Annotated in this window: 15 protein-coding genes; 6 read left to right on the top strand and 9 right to left on the bottom strand. The window is 66.2% G+C overall.

The features are described 5' to 3' along the window. Positions 1-27: 27 nt before the first annotated feature. The 9 genes from ABKF58_RS17775 to xsc all read right to left on the bottom strand — a co-directional run bounded on the left by ABKF58_RS17775 (position 28) and on the right by xsc (position 10,995). On the bottom strand, positions 28-426 hold the full coding sequence (locus ABKF58_RS17775; RefSeq protein WP_482582434.1) for a nuclear transport factor 2 family protein: 399 nt from the start codon (positions 424-426) through the stop codon (positions 28-30). Positions 427-707: 281 nt separating this feature from the next. Beyond that, positions 708-2,216 (bottom strand): MocR-like pyridoxine biosynthesis transcription factor PdxR, encoded by a 1,509-nt coding sequence (pdxR, locus tag ABKF58_RS17770; RefSeq protein ID WP_482582432.1) that lies wholly within the window; start codon positions 2,214-2,216, stop codon positions 708-710. Positions 2,217-2,255: 39 nt separating this feature from the next. Then, positions 2,256-3,047 carry a thiamine phosphate synthase gene (gene thiE, locus ABKF58_RS17765; protein WP_482582431.1) on the bottom strand — a complete coding sequence of 264 codons (792 nt, stop codon included), beginning with the start codon at positions 3,045-3,047 and terminating at the stop codon, positions 2,256-2,258. 14 nt (positions 3,048-3,061) lie between these two features. Further along, positions 3,062-3,859 (bottom strand): thiazole synthase, encoded by a 798-nt coding sequence (locus ABKF58_RS17760; protein WP_482582429.1) that lies wholly within the window; start codon positions 3,857-3,859, stop codon positions 3,062-3,064. A gap of 48 nt (positions 3,860-3,907) precedes the next feature. After that, positions 3,908-4,111 (bottom strand): sulfur carrier protein ThiS, encoded by a 204-nt coding sequence (gene thiS, locus ABKF58_RS17755; protein WP_008955939.1) that lies wholly within the window; start codon positions 4,109-4,111, stop codon positions 3,908-3,910. An 87-nt stretch (positions 4,112-4,198) separates the two neighbouring features. Further along, positions 4,199-6,109 carry a phosphomethylpyrimidine synthase ThiC gene (gene thiC / locus ABKF58_RS17750; protein ID WP_482582427.1) on the bottom strand — a complete coding sequence of 637 codons (1,911 nt, stop codon included), beginning with the start codon at positions 6,107-6,109 and terminating at the stop codon, positions 4,199-4,201. Positions 6,110-6,136: 27 nt separating this feature from the next. After that, the gene (locus ABKF58_RS17745; protein ID WP_014086804.1) at positions 6,137-7,174 is read right to left on the bottom strand and encodes a YeiH family protein; all 1,038 of its coding nucleotides are present in this window, start codon (positions 7,172-7,174) and stop codon (positions 6,137-6,139) included. Between the two features lie 288 nt (positions 7,175-7,462). After that, the gene (locus ABKF58_RS17740; RefSeq protein ID WP_482582425.1) at positions 7,463-8,833 is read right to left on the bottom strand and encodes an amino acid permease; all 1,371 of its coding nucleotides are present in this window, start codon (positions 8,831-8,833) and stop codon (positions 7,463-7,465) included. Between the two features lie 350 nt (positions 8,834-9,183). Continuing rightward, positions 9,184-10,995, bottom strand: coding sequence for a sulfoacetaldehyde acetyltransferase (xsc, locus tag ABKF58_RS17735; RefSeq protein ID WP_482582407.1), 1,812 nt, complete (start codon positions 10,993-10,995; stop codon positions 9,184-9,186). A gap of 164 nt (positions 10,996-11,159) precedes the next feature. Here xsc and ABKF58_RS17730 point away from each other — a divergent pair, with 164 nt between their 5' ends. The 6 genes from ABKF58_RS17730 (at position 11,160) to ABKF58_RS17705 (ending at position 15,996) form a co-directional block, all read left to right on the top strand. After that, positions 11,160-11,981 (top strand): IclR family transcriptional regulator, encoded by an 822-nt coding sequence (locus ABKF58_RS17730; RefSeq protein ID WP_482582423.1) that lies wholly within the window; start codon positions 11,160-11,162, stop codon positions 11,979-11,981. 160 nt (positions 11,982-12,141) lie between these two features. Next, positions 12,142-13,122 carry an AAA family ATPase gene (locus ABKF58_RS17725; RefSeq protein ID WP_482582421.1) on the top strand — a complete coding sequence of 327 codons (981 nt, stop codon included), beginning with the start codon at positions 12,142-12,144 and terminating at the stop codon, positions 13,120-13,122. Positions 13,123-13,356: 234 nt separating this feature from the next. Next, positions 13,357-14,850: a cobaltochelatase CobT-related protein gene (locus ABKF58_RS17720; RefSeq protein WP_482582419.1), complete on the top strand. Its 1,494-nt coding sequence runs from the start codon at positions 13,357-13,359 to the stop codon at positions 14,848-14,850. A gap of 41 nt (positions 14,851-14,891) precedes the next feature. Continuing rightward, a complete protein-coding gene (locus tag ABKF58_RS17715; RefSeq protein ID WP_482582417.1) occupies positions 14,892-15,260 on the top strand; it encodes a cupin domain-containing protein in 369 nt (122 codons plus the stop codon). A gap of 22 nt (positions 15,261-15,282) precedes the next feature. Further along, entirely contained in the window at positions 15,283-15,576 is a 294-nt protein-coding gene (locus ABKF58_RS17710; protein WP_482582416.1) for a Lin0512 family protein, read from the top strand. A gap of 51 nt (positions 15,577-15,627) precedes the next feature. Beyond that, positions 15,628-15,996 carry a Lin0512 family protein gene (locus ABKF58_RS17705; protein WP_482582414.1) on the top strand — a complete coding sequence of 123 codons (369 nt, stop codon included), beginning with the start codon at positions 15,628-15,630 and terminating at the stop codon, positions 15,994-15,996. The last annotated feature ends 269 nt before the right edge of the window (positions 15,997-16,265 follow it).

The following is a 16,265-nucleotide window of genomic DNA, read 5'->3' as shown; positions in this document are numbered from 1 at the left end:
CGATGTTGAAGCGATGTGAGTCCGGACTCAGTTGCCGGCGTGGGCGACCGGCGGGCGGTCTTTGCGGTAGGCGTTTTTCACCGCAATCTTGCCGTCACGGAAGGTGAAGACGTCGACCATGCGTGCCTCGATGCGCGTGCCGTCGGCCTTGGTGCCGCTGAAGGTGGATTCGCTGACGCCGCGATCGCCGTGAACGAAGTGATCGCCGTCGAGCCAGGCGGCGTCGGGGAAGGTCTGCCAGGCGAGCTGGAAGCCTTCGCGCACCGCTTCGCGACCGTGGAACGTCCGGCCGAGCAGGTCGGGGCCGGCAACGGCGTGGAATTCGCAATCGTCGGCCATGAAGCCCATCAGGGCGTCGATATCGTGGCGGTTCCAGGCGTCGCTGAAGGCCTGCAGAAATTCGGCGGTCACTGGGGTATTGGACATCGTGTTCTCCTAAGCAGTTCTGATGTTGTGGGTGGTCCGTGTTGTGGCGGCGGCGGGCGCCGTGCGGGAGGACCACTGCATTTGACGACTTCAGATTAGTGAGCTGGAGGGCGATGCAGTAGGGCCAGTTCGGTTAAATCGTTTGGGCCAGTTTGGGCCAGAAGGAGCGGGGTGGAGGGCGGGCGGGAAGGCGGCGCTGTCAGGAGGGAATAGGGTATGCCTTAGCCCCGGCGGCGACGGGGGCGCAGCTGGGGCGGAGAGAGTGGGGCGGGGCGCCCGGTTCAGCGCGGGCGGGTCGGTTTCAGGTGGCGCAGGACCTCGGCCAGGGCGCGGACGCCGGGTTCGATCTTCTCGATCGGGATCGACGAGAAGCCCAAGCGGAAGCAGTTGCGCGGCATGGCGGTCTTCATGAAAAAGACGTTGCCGGGCTCGATCAGCACGCCGTTTTCTTCGGCGCGTTGGGCCAGTTCCTCGGCGTCGAGCCAGTCCGGTCCGACGATCCAGCACGAGGCCCCGCCCGAGATCGGCACCGGGTGGACTTCGGGCAGATGGCGCGCCAGTGCGTCCGAGAGCACCTGGGCCCGTTCCCGGTACGCCGCGGACAGCCGACGGTGGTGCGAATCGTAATGTCCGAGCGAGAGGAACAGGGCGAAGGCGCGCTGGATGTAGGCCGAGGGGTGGCGCAGCATCAGCCGGCGGATGCCGCGCAATTCGGCGATCAGCTCGGCGGGGCCGACGATGTAGCCGATGCGCAGTCCCGGCGCGAGGTTCTTGGACAGGCTGCCGACGTAGATGACGCGGTTGTTGCGGTCGAGGCTTTTCAGCGTCGGGGTGAGGTCGCCCTGGAAGCGGCTCTCACTTTCGTAATCGTCCTCGATCAGCACGAAGTCCGCTTCTTCGGCCATCTGCAGCAAGGCCTGGCGCCGGGCCAGCGGCATGGTCACCGTGGTCGGGCACTGGTGGCCGGGGGTGACGTAGACGTAGTCGCAGTTGTGCAGCGCCCCGCTGACCATGAGGCCTTCTTCGTCGATCGGCAGCGGCAGCAGGTGGCCGGTGCGACTGCCGAAGATGTTGCGCGCGTCCGGGTAGCCCGGGTCTTCCACGCCGACCGGGGTGTCGGTGCTCATCAGCAGGTCGGCGAGCAGGTAGAGCGCCTGTTGCGCGCCGACGGTGATGACGATCTCGTCGGCCGAGGCCCACACCCCGCGCCGTGGCAGCACCCGGGTGCGGATCTGCTGCACCAGCAAATCGTCATCGCGCAGGATCATGTCCTGCGCCCATTCGTGGATGTCGAGCACGCTGAGCGCCTTCAGGCTGCACTCGCGCCAGTCGGCGGTGGGGAACAGGATGGGGTCGTACTGGCCGTAGATGAACGGGTAGGGGTAGTCCTGCCAGTTGGCGCGCTTGACGATGTTGCGCTGTTGGGTGGGGCGGAACACGAAGCGCCGCCCCCAGTCGGGACCGTCGGCCGGAGGGCGGTCGTGTGGGGTGGTCTGGGCGGGGAGGCGTCCGGCGAGGATGTCGGCGTTGACAAAATAGCCGCTGCGCTCGCGCGACACCAGGTAGCCTTCGTCGACCAGCTGCTGATAGGCCAGCACCACGGTATTGCGCGCCACGCCGAGCTGGGCCGACAACTCGCGGCCGGACGGCAGGGGAATGCCGACCGGCAGCTGGCCGTCGAGGATGGCCGAGACCAGCATCTGGCGAATATTGCCTTGCAGGCTCATGCCGCTCTTCGCGTGTTGCTGGAAGAGCTGGTTCCACATGGTGCCGGTCAACTTGGTGCTCATCGTTCCTTCTCTGTGACGGTGCCGTTTCAACATAACACGCTACTTGTAGACTAAGTGATTGTCTGTCGTTTGGCGATGGCCGCCCCGCGGGGCCGGAAGGGCGCCTGTTGCTGGTGAGAATGTGCGGCTGTCGTGGCGCCGCCGTCGCAGGTCGGGCAAGGGTATGTGGCGGCTCCTAGCATGACCCGTCAGCGCGCGGCGAGGATGGCGCGGGCCGCTTCGTCCGGCGCCGGGGCATCGAACAGTCCACCGATGACGGCCAGCATGTCGACCCCGGTTTGCCAGTGCGAGCGCGGCGTTGGCCGGGGTGATGCCGCCGATCGCCACGCACGGTACCTCCAGCGGTGGCAGCGCGGCAAACAGCGTGAGCGGGGCGGAGACCGTCTCCGGCTTGCTGCGCGAGGGAAACAGCGCGCCGAAGGCGACGTAGCTGGCGCCGTTGCCGACCGCCTGCACCGCCAGCGCCGGCTGGTCGTGGCAGGTGGCGCCGATGATGGCGTGCGGCCCGAGGCGCTGGCGTGCCGCGCAGAGGCTGGTGTCGCCCCGCCCGAGGTGGACGCCGTCGGCACCGAGTTCTTCGGCCAACCCCACGTCGTCGTTGACGATGAACCAGGCGCCATGCTGCCGGCACAGCGCCTGGATGGCCAAGGCCTGCACCCGGCGCAACGCGGTATCGCGGGATTTGTTGCGGTACTGCACCAGGCTGGCGCCGCCCGCCAGTACGGCGGCGACGCGCGGTAGCAGCCAGGCGCTGTCGCTGGTGTCGGGGGTGACGGCGTAGAGCCCGTCCAGCCAGACCGGGCGGGTGGGCCGTTGCGTGACGTTATTCACCGTGGCGTTCTCCCTTATCCGCCGCGCGCCGGGGCGATCATGCCGCTGGTGGGCGAGCTGGGTTCGGCGCTGTAGAGCTTGCGCGGCATGCGCCCGGCCAGGTAGGCCTCGCGCCCGGCCAGCACGGCGCGCTTCATCGCGCTTGCCATCAGCACCGGCTGACGGGCGTGGGCAATCGCCGAGTTCATCAGCACCGCGTCGCAGCCCAGCTCCATGGCGATGGCGGCGTCCGAGGCGGTGCCGACCCCGGCGTCGACCAGCACCGGCACCTTGGCGTTGTCGATGATGAGGCGCAGGTTCCACGGGTTGAGGAGGCCCATGCCGGAGCCGATGATCGAGGCCAAGGGCATCACCGCGACGCAGCCGATCTCCTCCAGGCGCTTGGCCTGGATCGGGTCGTCCGAGCAGTAGACCATGACGTCGAAGCCTTCCTTCACCAGCGTCTCCGCCGCCTTGAGGGTCTCCGGCATATTGGGGTAGAGGTTGCTCGGGTCGCCCAGCACTTCGAGCTTAACCAGCGTGTGGCCGTCGAGCAGCTCGCGCGCCAGGCGCAGCGTGCGCACCGCGTCCTCGGCGGTGTAGCAGCCGGCGGTGTTGGGCAGCAGGGTGTACTGCGACGGCGGCAGCGCGTCGAGCAGGCTTTCCTCGCCGGGGTGCTGGCCGATGTTGGTGCGGCGGATCGCCACGGTGACGATCTCGGCGCCGGCTGCGTCCACCGCCTCGCGGGTTTCGGCGAAATCCTTGTACTTGCCGGTGCCGACCAGGAGGCGCGAGGAATAGGTCTTGCCGGCGATGATGAGCGGGTCGTTCATGTCGAGTTCCTTCGGTAACGGACGGACGTCAGGCAGTGTGTGGCGGGATCAGCCGCCCCCCACCGCGATGATGATTTCGAAACGGTCGCCCTCGGCGAGGCGGGTGTCGTCGTAGCGGCTGCGCGGCAGGATGTCGCCGTTGCGCTCGATGGCGACGCGCCGCCCTTGCAGCTCAAGCCGTTCGAGCAGCTGGCGCACCGTGAGCGGGGTGGCGAGCTCGGTGGGCTCGCCGTTCACCAGGACGGTAGGCATGTCGGGTATCTCCTGTGAGGTGGGGATGGGGCGTGGGCGTGCCGGTTGGCGAAGCCGGGCTTCGGCCAACCTTGGCGGCGTCCGCGCTCAGATCTTGTCGTACAGCTTGGCGCCGCCCTTGACGAACTCGATCGACTTCACCTCCATGCCCTTGGCCAGCGCCTCCTCTTCGGCCAACCCTTGCTGCGCGGCGAAGTCGCGCACGTCCTGGGTGATCTTCATCGAGCAGAAGTGCGGGCCGCACATCGAGCAGAAGTGCGCCACCTTGGCGGAATCCTTCGGCAGCGTCTCGTCGTGGAAGCTGCGCGCGCGGTCCGGGTCGAGCCCGAGGTTGAACTGGTCTTCCCAGCGGAACTCGAAGCGCGCCTTACTGAGCGCGTTGTCGCGGATCTGCGCACCCGGGTGGCCCTTGGCCAGGTCGGCGGCGTGCGCGGCCAGCTTGTAGGTGATGATGCCTTCCTTGACGTCGTCCTTGTTCGGCAGGCCGAGGTGCTCCTTCGGCGTGACGTAGCACAGCATCGCGGTGCCGTACCAGCCGATCTGCGCCGCGCCGATGGCCGAGGTGATGTGGTCGTAGCCGGGGGCGATGTCGGTGGTCAAGGGGCCGAGGGTATAGAACGGCGCTTCGTGGCACCACTCCAGTTCCTTGTCCATGTTCTCCTTGATCAGCTGCATCGGCACGTGGCCCGGGCCTTCGATCATCACCTGCACGTCGTGCTGCCAGGCGATCTGGGTCAGTTCGCCCAGGGTCTTCAGTTCGCCCAGCTGCGCGTCGTCGTTGGCGTCCCACACCGAACCCGGACGCAGGCCGTCGCCGAGGCTGAAGGCCACGTCGTAGGCCTTCATGATGTCGCAGATTTCTTCGAAGTGCGTGTAGAGGAAGTTTTCCTTGTGATGCGCCAGGCACCACTTGGCCATGATCGAACCGCCGCGGCTGACGATGCCGGTCATGCGGTTGGCGGTCATCGGCACGTAGCGCAGCAGCACGCCGGCGTGGATGGTGAAGTAGTCCACCCCCTGCTCGGCCTGCTCGATCAGCGTGTCCTTGAAGATGTCCCAGGTCAGGTCTTCGGCCTTGCCGTTGACCTTTTCCAGCGCCTGGTAGATCGGGACCGTGCCAATGGGAACCGGGCTGTTGCGCAGGATCCACTCGCGCGTCTCGTGGATGTTCTTGCCGGTGGACAGGTCCATGATGGTGTCGGCGCCCCAGCGGATACCCCAGGTCATCTTGTCGACTTCCTCGCTGATCGACGAGGTGACGGCGGAGTTGCCGATGTTGCCGTTGATCTTCACCAGGAAATTGCGGCCGATGATCATCGGCTCGGATTCCGGGTGGTTGATGTTGTTCGGGATGATGGCGCGGCCGGCGGCCACTTCCTGGCGCACGAATTCCGGGGTGATGGTGTCGACCATGCCGGCACCATAGTTCTGGCCCGGGTGCTGGCGCGTCATCAGCTCGACGAGGCGCGCGTCCTTGCCGCCGGCTGTCTTGAGCGACTCGATGTAGGCGGCGCGGTTCTGGTTCTCGCGGATGGCGATGTATTCCATCTCCGGCGTGATGATGCCCTGGCGCGCGTAGTGCATCTGGGTGACGTTCTTGCCCGGCAGCGCGCGGCGCGGCTGGCGCGTCAGGTTGAAGCGCAGCTCGTCGAGCTTGGCGTCGGCCTCGCGGGCGCGGCCGTACTCGGAGGACAGACCGGCCAGCTGCTCGGTGTCGCCGCGCTCCTCGATCCAGGCGGCGCGGATCGGCGCCAGGCCGGAACGGATGTCGATCTGGGCGGCCGGGTCGGTGTAGGGGCCGGAACAGTCGTAGACGTAGATCGGCGGGTTCTGCTCGCCGCCGAACTGGGTCGGGGTGTCGGCCTGGCTGATCTCGCGCATCGGCACGCGGATGTCGGGGCGGGAGCCTTCGACGTAGATCTTGCGGGAGTTGGGCAGCGGCTGGATGGCGGCTTGGTCCACCACCATTTCGGTATTCAGGTTGGTCGGCGCGTTCATGGTCATCCTCGTTTATTCATCTCGTCATCAGGCGCCGAAGACGCGGCCCAGGTACACCACCAGCAGCATGTAGCCGGCAATGAAAATGGCCTCGCTGCTCATCAGCACGATCGGCTTCCAGCCCAGTTCCGCCAGCTTTTCCAGCGAGGTCTTGACGCCGAGGGCGGCGATCGAGGTCACAAGGCACCAGCGCGATACGGTCGAGCTCGCTTCCACCACTTGATGCGACAGCAGCCCCAGGCTGTTGAGCGCGGCTAGCCCGGCAAACACCACCAGGAACATCGGCAGGATCGGGGTCTTGCTGCCGGCCGTGGCGGTTTTCTTGCGCTCAGCGTGGAAGGTCAGCGCCAGGATCACCACCACCGGCATCAGCATGGCGACGCGGAACATCTTGGCCAGCGTGGCGGCGTCGCCCACTTCCGGCGAGATGATCAGGCCGGCGCCCACCACCTGCGCCACGTCGTGGATCGAACCGCCCAGGAACAGGCCGGCTTCCGCGGTGGAGAGCCCGGCATGCTTGACGATCAGCGGGTACAGCACCATGGCCAGCGTGGAGAAGATGGCGATGCCGATGGCGGTGAGCAGGGTGTAGCGCTCGTTCTCCCGCGTCGCAGGCAGGGTGGAAGAGATCGCCAGCGTGGCGGAAATGCCGCAAATGCCGGTGCCGCCGCCGGAGAGCAGACCCAGCATCGAGGGCAGGCCGAGCAGGCGCGCCATCAGGATGCCGAAGCCGATGGTCAGGCCCACCGCGCCGATCAGCGCGCCGACCCCGGTCAGGCCCAGGTCGCTGACGTCGCTGGCGACGATGCGGGCGCCGAGCAGGGCGACGCCGAAGCGCACCAGCTTCTTGGCCGAGAGTTCGATGCCGGGCTGGCATTTCTCCGAATCGGCCAGGAAGTGGAAGGCAATGCCCATCAGCAAGGCATAGAGAAACTGCGGGCCGCCGTAATGCTCGGACACGAAGGTCGCGGCGATGGCGATGACGCCGCAGAGCATGATGCCGGGAAGAAGCGCCCGGGTCTGCGCGAACATCACGGGTTGGGCGAGACTGCTGGGAGGGATCATCGTGTGGGTCTCCGGTGATGGACATCGTTCCCGCCCCGCCTCGAGCCCCGACGAGACGGGGGGAGGGGGCGGATTGGGGCTGGGCCGGTGTGGCCAGTACTCAAACAAATAACAAAAAACGGTACAAATAATTCCGTTAATTTGTTTTTTGAAAACTATAAGTCGGGCACCAGGGGAATGCAATAGTGAATTTCAAATATCGATACAAAACGTACTGATATTTTGTTTTTTAGAAAAAGACAGCGGGCCGCCGAGGAGGTGTCGGCGGCCCGCTGGAAGGGGAAGGGTTTACAGCTTGGTGTAGTCGGTGGAAGGCTCAGCCAAGGCGGCGGCCGGTGCACCCTTGCGGAAAACCCGGCGTACCCCGTAGCCCAGCAGCAGGATGCCCAGGCTGGCCACGCCCAGCAGCAGCGGCGAGCGCTGGTCCGGGATGAACGCCATGGCCACCACGATGCCGATCATGCCGGCGATGGCGAGGTAGGTCAGGTAGGGGTAGGCCCACATCTTGACGCGCAGCCGTTCCGGCGCCTCGCGCTCCAGGCGGGCACGCAGGCGCAGCTGCGAGATGGCGATCAGGATGTAGACGAAAATCGCCACCGTGCCGTAGGAATCGACCAGGAAGGCGAACACCTTGTCCGGCGAAATGTAGGACATCACCACCGCCGCGTAGCCGAACAGCGTGGCAAACAGGATGGCGCGCACCGGCACGCCGTTGCGGGTCAGCTTGGCCAGCGATTTGGGCGCGTCACCGCGCTTGGTCAGGGCGAACAGCATGCGCGACGACGCGTACAGGCCGGAGTTGAGGGCCGACAGCACGGCGGTCAGCACCACGGCGTTCATGATCTGCGCCGCAGCCGGGATGCCCATCGCGTTGAGCGCGCTGACGTACGGGGTGGCGATGCCGGGCGAACTCCACGGCACCAGGCAGACCACCAGCAGCACCGAGCCGACGTAGAAAACCAGCACCCGGGTGATCACCGAGTTGGTGGCCTTGGCGATGGCTTTTTGCGGTTCGGCGGTTTCTGCGGCGGCGATGGTGACGATCTCGGCACCGAAATAGAAACCGGTCGCCGCCACCGCCCCGGTCAGCACCGGCACCCAGCCATGCGGGGCAAAGCCGCCGTGCGCGGTCAGGTTGCTGACGTTGAGGCTCGCTCCCGGCCACATGCCGAGCACGTACAGGCTCGCCAGGAACAGGAACACGACGATGGCGCCGACCTTGATCGAGGAGAACCAGAACTCGAACTCACCGAACGACTTCACCGAGATCAGATTGGTCAGTGTGAGCGTCACCAGCAAGGTCAGGCTGATGATCCAGGTGGGCATGTCGGGTAGCCAGTAACGCACCAGGTTGGCCCCGGCGACCGCTTCGAGCGCCACCACGATGACCCAGAAGTACCAGTACATCCAGCCGGTGAGGAAACCGGCCAGTTCGCCCACGGCCGGGCGGTCGTGCCAGGCTTCGCGGGCGTATTCGTAGAAAGAGCCGCCGGTGGGCAGGGCGACGGCCATTTCCCCCAGCATGCGCATGACCAAGACCACGAGCAGGCCGGTGATGAGGAAGGAGAGAATGGCGGCGGGGCCGGTGGCCTTGATCACCACGCCGCTGCCGACAAACAGACCCGCGCCAATCACACCACCGAGTGCAATCATGGTCATGTGGCGCTGCTTCAGGCTGTGCTGGAGCCCGTTTGAATGCTGCTGGTTGCCTATCACTTTGATATATCTCCGTATTTCTCTATTGTAGGACGCCACGGTTTGTTGAGTTGTAGGGGAATGGCAACGCGTGTGCGCTGCCCTCCGGTCCGTGGTCGTTCAGGGTCGTGTGACTGTCCGTGCTGCCGGTTAGTGGAGGTATCCGGGCAGCCAGGATGGGTTATCTCAGTTTCGGTTCACCTTTCAGATACGATGAGGTCGCCGTGGCGGTGAGGCGGAGCGGACCGTGAGGCGTACACTGCCTGCGACACGGCCCGCTTGTCTTCACTTTTTCGCGTCAGCGCGGTGGTTGATCAAACGTAATCCTTGTACTTGTCGAGGAATCGGACCGGCTTGGACAGGGCATCGCGGCGGAAGGGGTCGCCCAGCTCGCGGGTGCACATGATCTCGATGATGCAGGTCTTGCCATGGTTCATCTGCAGGTCGATGGCCTTCTTCAGGGCCGGGCCGACGTCCTCGAGACGGTCCACGGTGATGCCTTCGGCACCCATGGCGCGGGCGATCTCGGCGAAGCTCTGGTTGTCCAGTTCGCCGGCGACGAAGCGGCGGTTGTAGAAATCGACCTGGTTCTTCTTCTCCGCGCCCCACTGGCGGTTGTGGAACACCACCGCGGTCACCGGGATGTTGTGACGCACGCAGGTCATGGTCTCCATCAGGCTCATGCCCCAGGCGCCGTCACCGGCGTAGGACACCGCCGGGCGATGCGGCGCCGCCACCTTGGCACCGATGATGGTCGGGAAGGCGTAGCCGCAATTGCCGAAACTCATCGCGGCGAAGAAACTGCGCGGCTTCTCGAAGCGCAGGTAACTGTTGGCCACCGAATTGATGTTGCCGATATCGGTCGATACCATCACATCCTCCGGCATCGCCTTCTCCAGCTCGCGCAACACCTGGCGCGGATGCAGATAGTGGCCGCCGTTGAAGGTGCGCTCCCCGGCGTTCTGCTCGATCATGTCGAGGCTGAAGGCATCGCGCTCGTGCGTCCACTCGTCCAGCTCCTTCTCCCAGGCCGCCTTCTCGGTCGCGATCTTGTCGCCGCGCTCGGCGCGGGTCGCATCGCAGGCCAGGGTCCGGTTCGCCAGGCGCTGGGTCAGCGCCACCGCTGCTGCCTTGGCATCGCCGCAAATGCCCACCGAAATCTTCTTCACCAGACCCAGCATCTTGTTGTCGGCGTCGATCTGGATGATCTTCGCGTTCTTCGGCCAGTAATCCATGCCATGCTGCGGCAGCGTGCCGAACGGCCCCAGGCGCGACCCCAGCGCCACCACCACGTCGGCCTGCGCCATCAGCTTCATCGCCGCCTTCGAGCCCTGATAGCCCAGCGGACCGCACCACAGCGGATGGCTGGCCGGGAACGAATCGTTGTGCAGGTAGCTGTTCACCACCGGCGCCCCCAAGCGCTCCGCCAAGGCCTTACACTCCTCGACGGCATCGCCCATCACCACGCCGCCGCCGGAAATGATCACCGGGAACTTCGCCTGCGCCAGCAACTCCGCCGCCTCGTTCAGGCTCTGCTCGCCACCGGCACCGCGATCCAGACGCGCCGGCTTCGGAATCTCGGCGGTGATCTCGCCGTAGAAATAATCGCGCGGGATATTGAGCTGGGTCGGGCCCATCTCGCTCATGGCGCGGTCGAAGCAACGGCCGGTGTACTCCGCCATGCGGGCCGGGTGCGTGACATGTCCCTGGTACTTGGTGAATTCCTGGAACATCGGCAACTGGTTACACTCCTGGAATCCGCCCAGACCCATGGTCATGGTGCCGGTCTCCGGGGTCACGATCACCACCGGACTGTGCGCCCAGTACGCGGCGGCGATGGCGGTGACGCAGTTGCTGATGCCCGGGCCGTTCTGGCCGATCACCACGCCGTGGCGGCCGGACACGCGGGAAAAGCCATCCGCCATGTGGGCGGCGCCCTGCTCGTGGACCACCGGGATCAAACGGATGCCGGCGGGGGCGAAGATATCCATGGCATCCATGAAGGCCGACCCCATGATGCCGAACATATCGGTCACGCCATTGGCCACCATGGTTTCGACGAAGGCTTCGGAAGGGGTCATCTTGGTGGGGCCGACGGGCACCGTACGGTTGGCTTGCTCGCTCATGCTGACTAGTCTCCTGTGGGTATTATCTCAAAACCGGTACGAAAGATTCCGATATGTGAGACACGACTCAACTCTAGGAGGGCTTATGCGGCAAGTCAACAAGAAATTACGTAAAACGATACTTGTTGTATCAAAAACAGAAACTGAACTATGATGGAAACGCCATGAACGACACAGCACAGACCCCGAAGAGCGAACCGGGCCGGCTCGACGGCGACACGCCGACGCTGCGGCTGTTCGCGCTGTTGGAAGTGATCGCCGAAAAGGACCAGTTCTTCAGCCTGCAAGGACTGGTGGAAGAAACCGGGCTGCCCAAGCCGACGCTGCACCGCATGCTGCAGCAACTGGAAAGCGCCGGGATGTTGCAACGCGACGGCGACGGGCGGCACTACAGCACCGGGGTGCGGCTGCGGCGCATGGCCGAGAACCTGCTGCTCAACAACACCGTGCACGGCGCACGCCACGCGGTGCTGCGCCAGCTGGTGGAAGAAGTGGGGGAAAGCTGCAACATCACCGCGCTGTCGGGCAGCGAAGTGCTGTACCTGGACCGGGTGGAAACCCCGGCGCCGCTGCGCTTCTACCTGCACCCCGGCTCGCGGGTGCCGGCGCACTGCTCGGCCAGCGGCAAGCTGTTCCTGGCGCAGATGAGCCCGAGCCAGCGGCGTCGGCTGTTGGAGCACGTGCCGCTGGAGCGCTACACCGCGAAAACGCTGACCGACCTGGCGGCGCTGGAGCGGGAGATCGAGCGAGTGAAGCGTGACGGCTACGCCTGCGACGACGAGGAATTCCTGCCGGGGCTGTTCTGCCCGGCGGTGCTGGTGCCGACGCCGGGGGGCAAGTCCAACACCGGGATTGCGATTCAGGCGCCGGTGCTGCGGGTGACGCCGGACAAGGCGCTGCAGTTGCTGCCGGCGTTGCAGCGTGCGGCGGCGGCCCTGGCCAAGATCGAGGCCGAGGCCATGCCCGAGGCGCGGGAGGACGAATGATGCTGCGTCCTCCTGCCGGCCGGGGGTATCCCGGCGCGAATGCTCTGGCCCCGCCGCAGGGCGAGACCGGCTGACGCCGGGCCTGCAAGGGGGCGCCAGAGGTTGACGACTATTTGACCCACGCCGCGCAGCATGCCGCGGCAACCACTGGAGAGCTCCCGTGACAGACATCAGCCAGATTCAGCCCGACCGCATGGTCTCGGTGCGCGAGGTGTTCGGCATCGATTCCGACCTGAAAGTGCCCGCCTTCAGCGAGCGCGACGACCACGTGCCCGAGGTCGACGAGGCCTATCGCTTCAACCCGGACGTGACGCTGGCGATCCTCGCCGGCTTTACCCGCGACCGCCGCGTGATGGTGCAGGGGCTGCACGGCACCGGCAAGTCCACCCATATCGAGCAGGTCGCCGCGCGCCTCAACTGGCCGTGCGTACGCGTCAACCTGGACGGCCACATCAGCCGCCTCGATCTGGTTGGCCGCGACACCATCGTGTTGCGCGACGGCCTGCAGGTCACCGAATTCCAGGAGGGTATCGTGCCCTGGGCTCTGCAGCGTCCGGTGGCGCTGATCTTCGACGAGTACGATGCCGGCCGCCCCGACGTGATGTTCGTGATCCAGCGCATCCTCGAGCGCGACGGCAAGTTCACCCTGCTCGACCAGAGCCGGGTGATCCGGCCGCACCCGTATTTCCGCCTGTTCGCCACCTCCAACACGGTGGGGCTCGGCAACCTGTCCGGCCTGTACCATGGCACCCAGGTGCTGAACCATGCCCAGATTGACCGCTGGAACATCGTCGCCACGCTCAACTACCTGTCGCGCGACGAGGAGATGGCGATCGTGCTGGCGCGCGTGCCCGCCAAGGACCACGAGCAGGGGCGCCAGCTGGTGGCGTCGATGGTGGCGGTGGCGGAATTGACGCGCAAGGGCTTTGCCGCCGGCGACCTGTCGACGCTGATGTCGCCGCGCACCATCATCAGCTGGGCGGAAAACTGCGAGATCTTCCGCAACCCGGCGCTGGCCTTCCGCCTGTCCTTCCTCAACAAGTGCGACGAGGCAGAGCGTCCCATCGTCGCCGAGTACTACCAGCGCTGCTTCGGCGTCGAACTGGACGAATCCTGGATGCTCACGGCGGGGGCGCAGTAATGGCCAGCCCGCAGCAGAATGCCCAGCGGCAGCAGCAGGTCGAGGAGCTGTGCGCGGCGGCGCTCCGCGCGCTGACCGGCGATGCGGCGCTGCACTACCGCGGCGGCCGGCTGCATCGCGCGACGCGGGCGCTGCCGGTGCACGCGCCCCACCTGCGCGTCGACCCCGGCGCCGACGACTTCGTGGCCTGCCGGGCAGCGGCCGACGGCATGGCGCTGCGCCTACAGTATTCCGATGCCGCGCTGCACCGCAGCCTGTGCCCGGAGGAGCCGGTCGATCGCCTCGGTTTTCGAGCTGCTGGAACAGCTGCGCGTCGAGACCCTGGTGCCGGCCGACATGCCGGGCATGGCTGGCAACCTGCGTCAGCGCTTCGAGGACTGGTCGCGCGCGTTCTACCGCTCCGGGCTGACCGAGGGCGAGGTCGGCATCCTGCTCTACACCGTGGCGCAGATGTGTTGGTCGCGCCTCAACGCGCTGCCGGTATTGCACGAGACCGAGGATTACATCGAGAGCACCCGCTGGTCCCTGGTGTCGGCGCTGGGCAGTGCGCTGGCCGGTATCCGCCGCCAGCGCCACGACCAGGCCGCGTTTGCCCCGCACGCGCTGGAGATCGCCCGCATCGTCGGCGACAAGGTGCGCGCCAAGCGCGCCCAGCCGGGGGAGGACGAGGCCGGTGAGGCGGCCGAGGGCGACGCCCGTGCCGCTTTCGCGCTGCTGCTCGACTTTGACCAGGACGAGGGGGGCGACGGCATCGCCGCCGCCGTCAGTGGCGCCAGCAAGGTGTTTGTCGAGGCGGAGCAGGCCTACCGCGTCTACACCACCCGCTACGATGTCGAGCTGGCCGCCGGCATGCAGGTGCGCAAGGCGCTGCTGGAGGAGTACCGCGAGCGGCTCGACCGGCGCATCGCCGCCCAGGGCGTCAATGTTCCGCGCCTGGCGCGCCTGCTCGGCGCCGTGCTCGCCGAGCCGCGCCGCGACGGCTGGCGCTTCGGCGAGGAGGAAGGGCAGGTGGATGGCCGCCGCCTGTCCCAGCTGATCACCTCGCCGGCCGAGCGCCGCCTGTTCCGCCGCGAACAGTTCAAGCCGACGGCGGACTGCCAGGTGAGCGTGCTGGTGGATTGCTCGGGCTCGATGAAGACGCACGTCGAATCGGTGGCGACCCTGGTGGACATCCTGTTGCGCGCGCTCGAGATGGCCGGCGTCAGCACCGAGCTGCTCGGTTTCACCACCGCCGCCTGGAACGGCGGCCGTCCCTACCGCGAGTGGATGAGCCGCGGGCGGCCACGCCATCCGGGGCGGCTCAACGAAGTTTGCCACCTGGTATTCAAGGACGCTGAGCGCAGCTGGCGGCGCGCGCGCCGTGACATCGCGGCGTTGCTCAAGGCCGACCTGTTCCGCGAGGGAATCGACGGCGAGGCGGTCGACTGGGCCTGCAACCGACTGCTGGCGCGCAGCGCGGAACGGCGCATCCTGATCGTGATTTCCGACGGCAGTCCCGCCGACAGCGCCACCGGGCTTGCCAACGATGCCTTCTATCTCGACAACCATCTCAAGGACGTCGTCGCCCGGCGCGAACAGCAGGGGCAGGTGGAGATACTCGGCCTTGGCGTTGGCCTAGACCTGAGCCCGTTCTACCGCCGCTGCCTCGCCACCGACATGAGCCAGGCGCTCGACAACGCGCTGTTCTTCGAGATCGTGCAGCTCATCGGCGGGCGGCACCGGCGCTGAGTGGCGTTTCCCCGATTCTTCAACCTGACCAGACACTAACCATGACTATCAAGGTAATCGATTTTGACAAGGACGGCGGCCAGCGCTCCGAGCAGCGCCTGGCGGATCTTCCCGACCGCGTGGTCGAGGGCGACCCGCATCATCAGACCGTGTTGCAGTTCGAGAGCGTGGACGGCGAGGTGATTGCCGGCACCTGGCGCAGCACGCCCGGCAAATGGCACGCGTTCACCGACCGCGACGAGTTCTGCTACATCGTGTCCGGGCACGTGCGCCTGATCGCGGCGGACGGCAGCGCCCAGACGTTCAAGACCGGCGACGCGTTCCTGATCCCGAACGGCTTTCGCGGCTACTGGGAAGTGCTCGAGCCGACCACCAAACACTTCATGATCCGCCGTTACGCGGCGCAGTGAGCAGAAACGGAACAGGTGAACCATGGCAAAAACCAGAATGGTGGTGGAGTTCGGCATGGGGACGTCGATCCGCAGCCGCAACTACACCGAGGCCGCGGCGCGCGCGATCCGCGATGCGCTGTGGCGCAATTCGCTGAACGTGGCCGAGTTTTTCGGCTTTCCCAAAACGGCGATGCTCATCGATGTCGAGATCGGCATCCAGCGGCCGGAGGAGGTCGACTGCGAGGCGCTGGTCGGGCTGTTCCCCTACGGCACGCCGTCGATCACCGTGGTGAAGGGGGGCTGGACGTGCCCAAGCACGGCAGCGATGGCCTGAGCGTGATCGCTCACGCCGCGATCATCGTGTCCTTTGATATGGAGCCGGCACATGGCTGAGAAGCGCATCATCCTGGAAATGGGGTCGGGCAACGACCTCTACGGTGGCGACTACACCAAGGCCGCCTGCCGCGCGGTACAGGACGCGCTGCATCATTCGTCGATCATCCTGTTCCGCTCGCTGGGCTACGACCACCGCACCATGCGGGTGCAGGTCACCATCGGCGTGCAGGAGCCGGACAAGGTCGACACCGCCGCTGTCGCCGCCACCTTGCCGCGCGGGCGGGCCGAGGTCACGGCGGTGTTCGGCGGCCTCAACGTGCATGACCCGGAGCAGGGTACCACCCATATCATCGCCACCGCTGCGGTAGAGGCGTTCTTGCCCGCCGACAGCGACTGGCGTCTGAGCGAGCCGGTCTGAGCGGTTGCCCGGCTGCCGACGGCGACCGGGCGCGTTTCCCCCTTAGAGCCTGTTTACGATCTGCTGCGCGTCGGCGATACCGCGTTAAAAACGTCTTCGGAATGCTCATTTACCACGTGTAAACTCCGCTTCCTCAGCCGTTTTTGCCTTGCCTCGCTCTAGCTCGCGAGAGCGTAAACAGGCTCTTATTCCTGTCAGGCGGGCGGGCCGGGTCACCAGCCTGATGTCAGACGGCACCCGGCCCCTCGGCCTGTTCGCGGCAACGCCCG

This window comes from Pseudogulbenkiania sp. AW2-16, assembly GCF_056824575.1.
The sequence above is the reverse complement of the archived record's forward strand: the minus strand, read 5'-3'. Positions and strand labels throughout refer to the sequence as shown.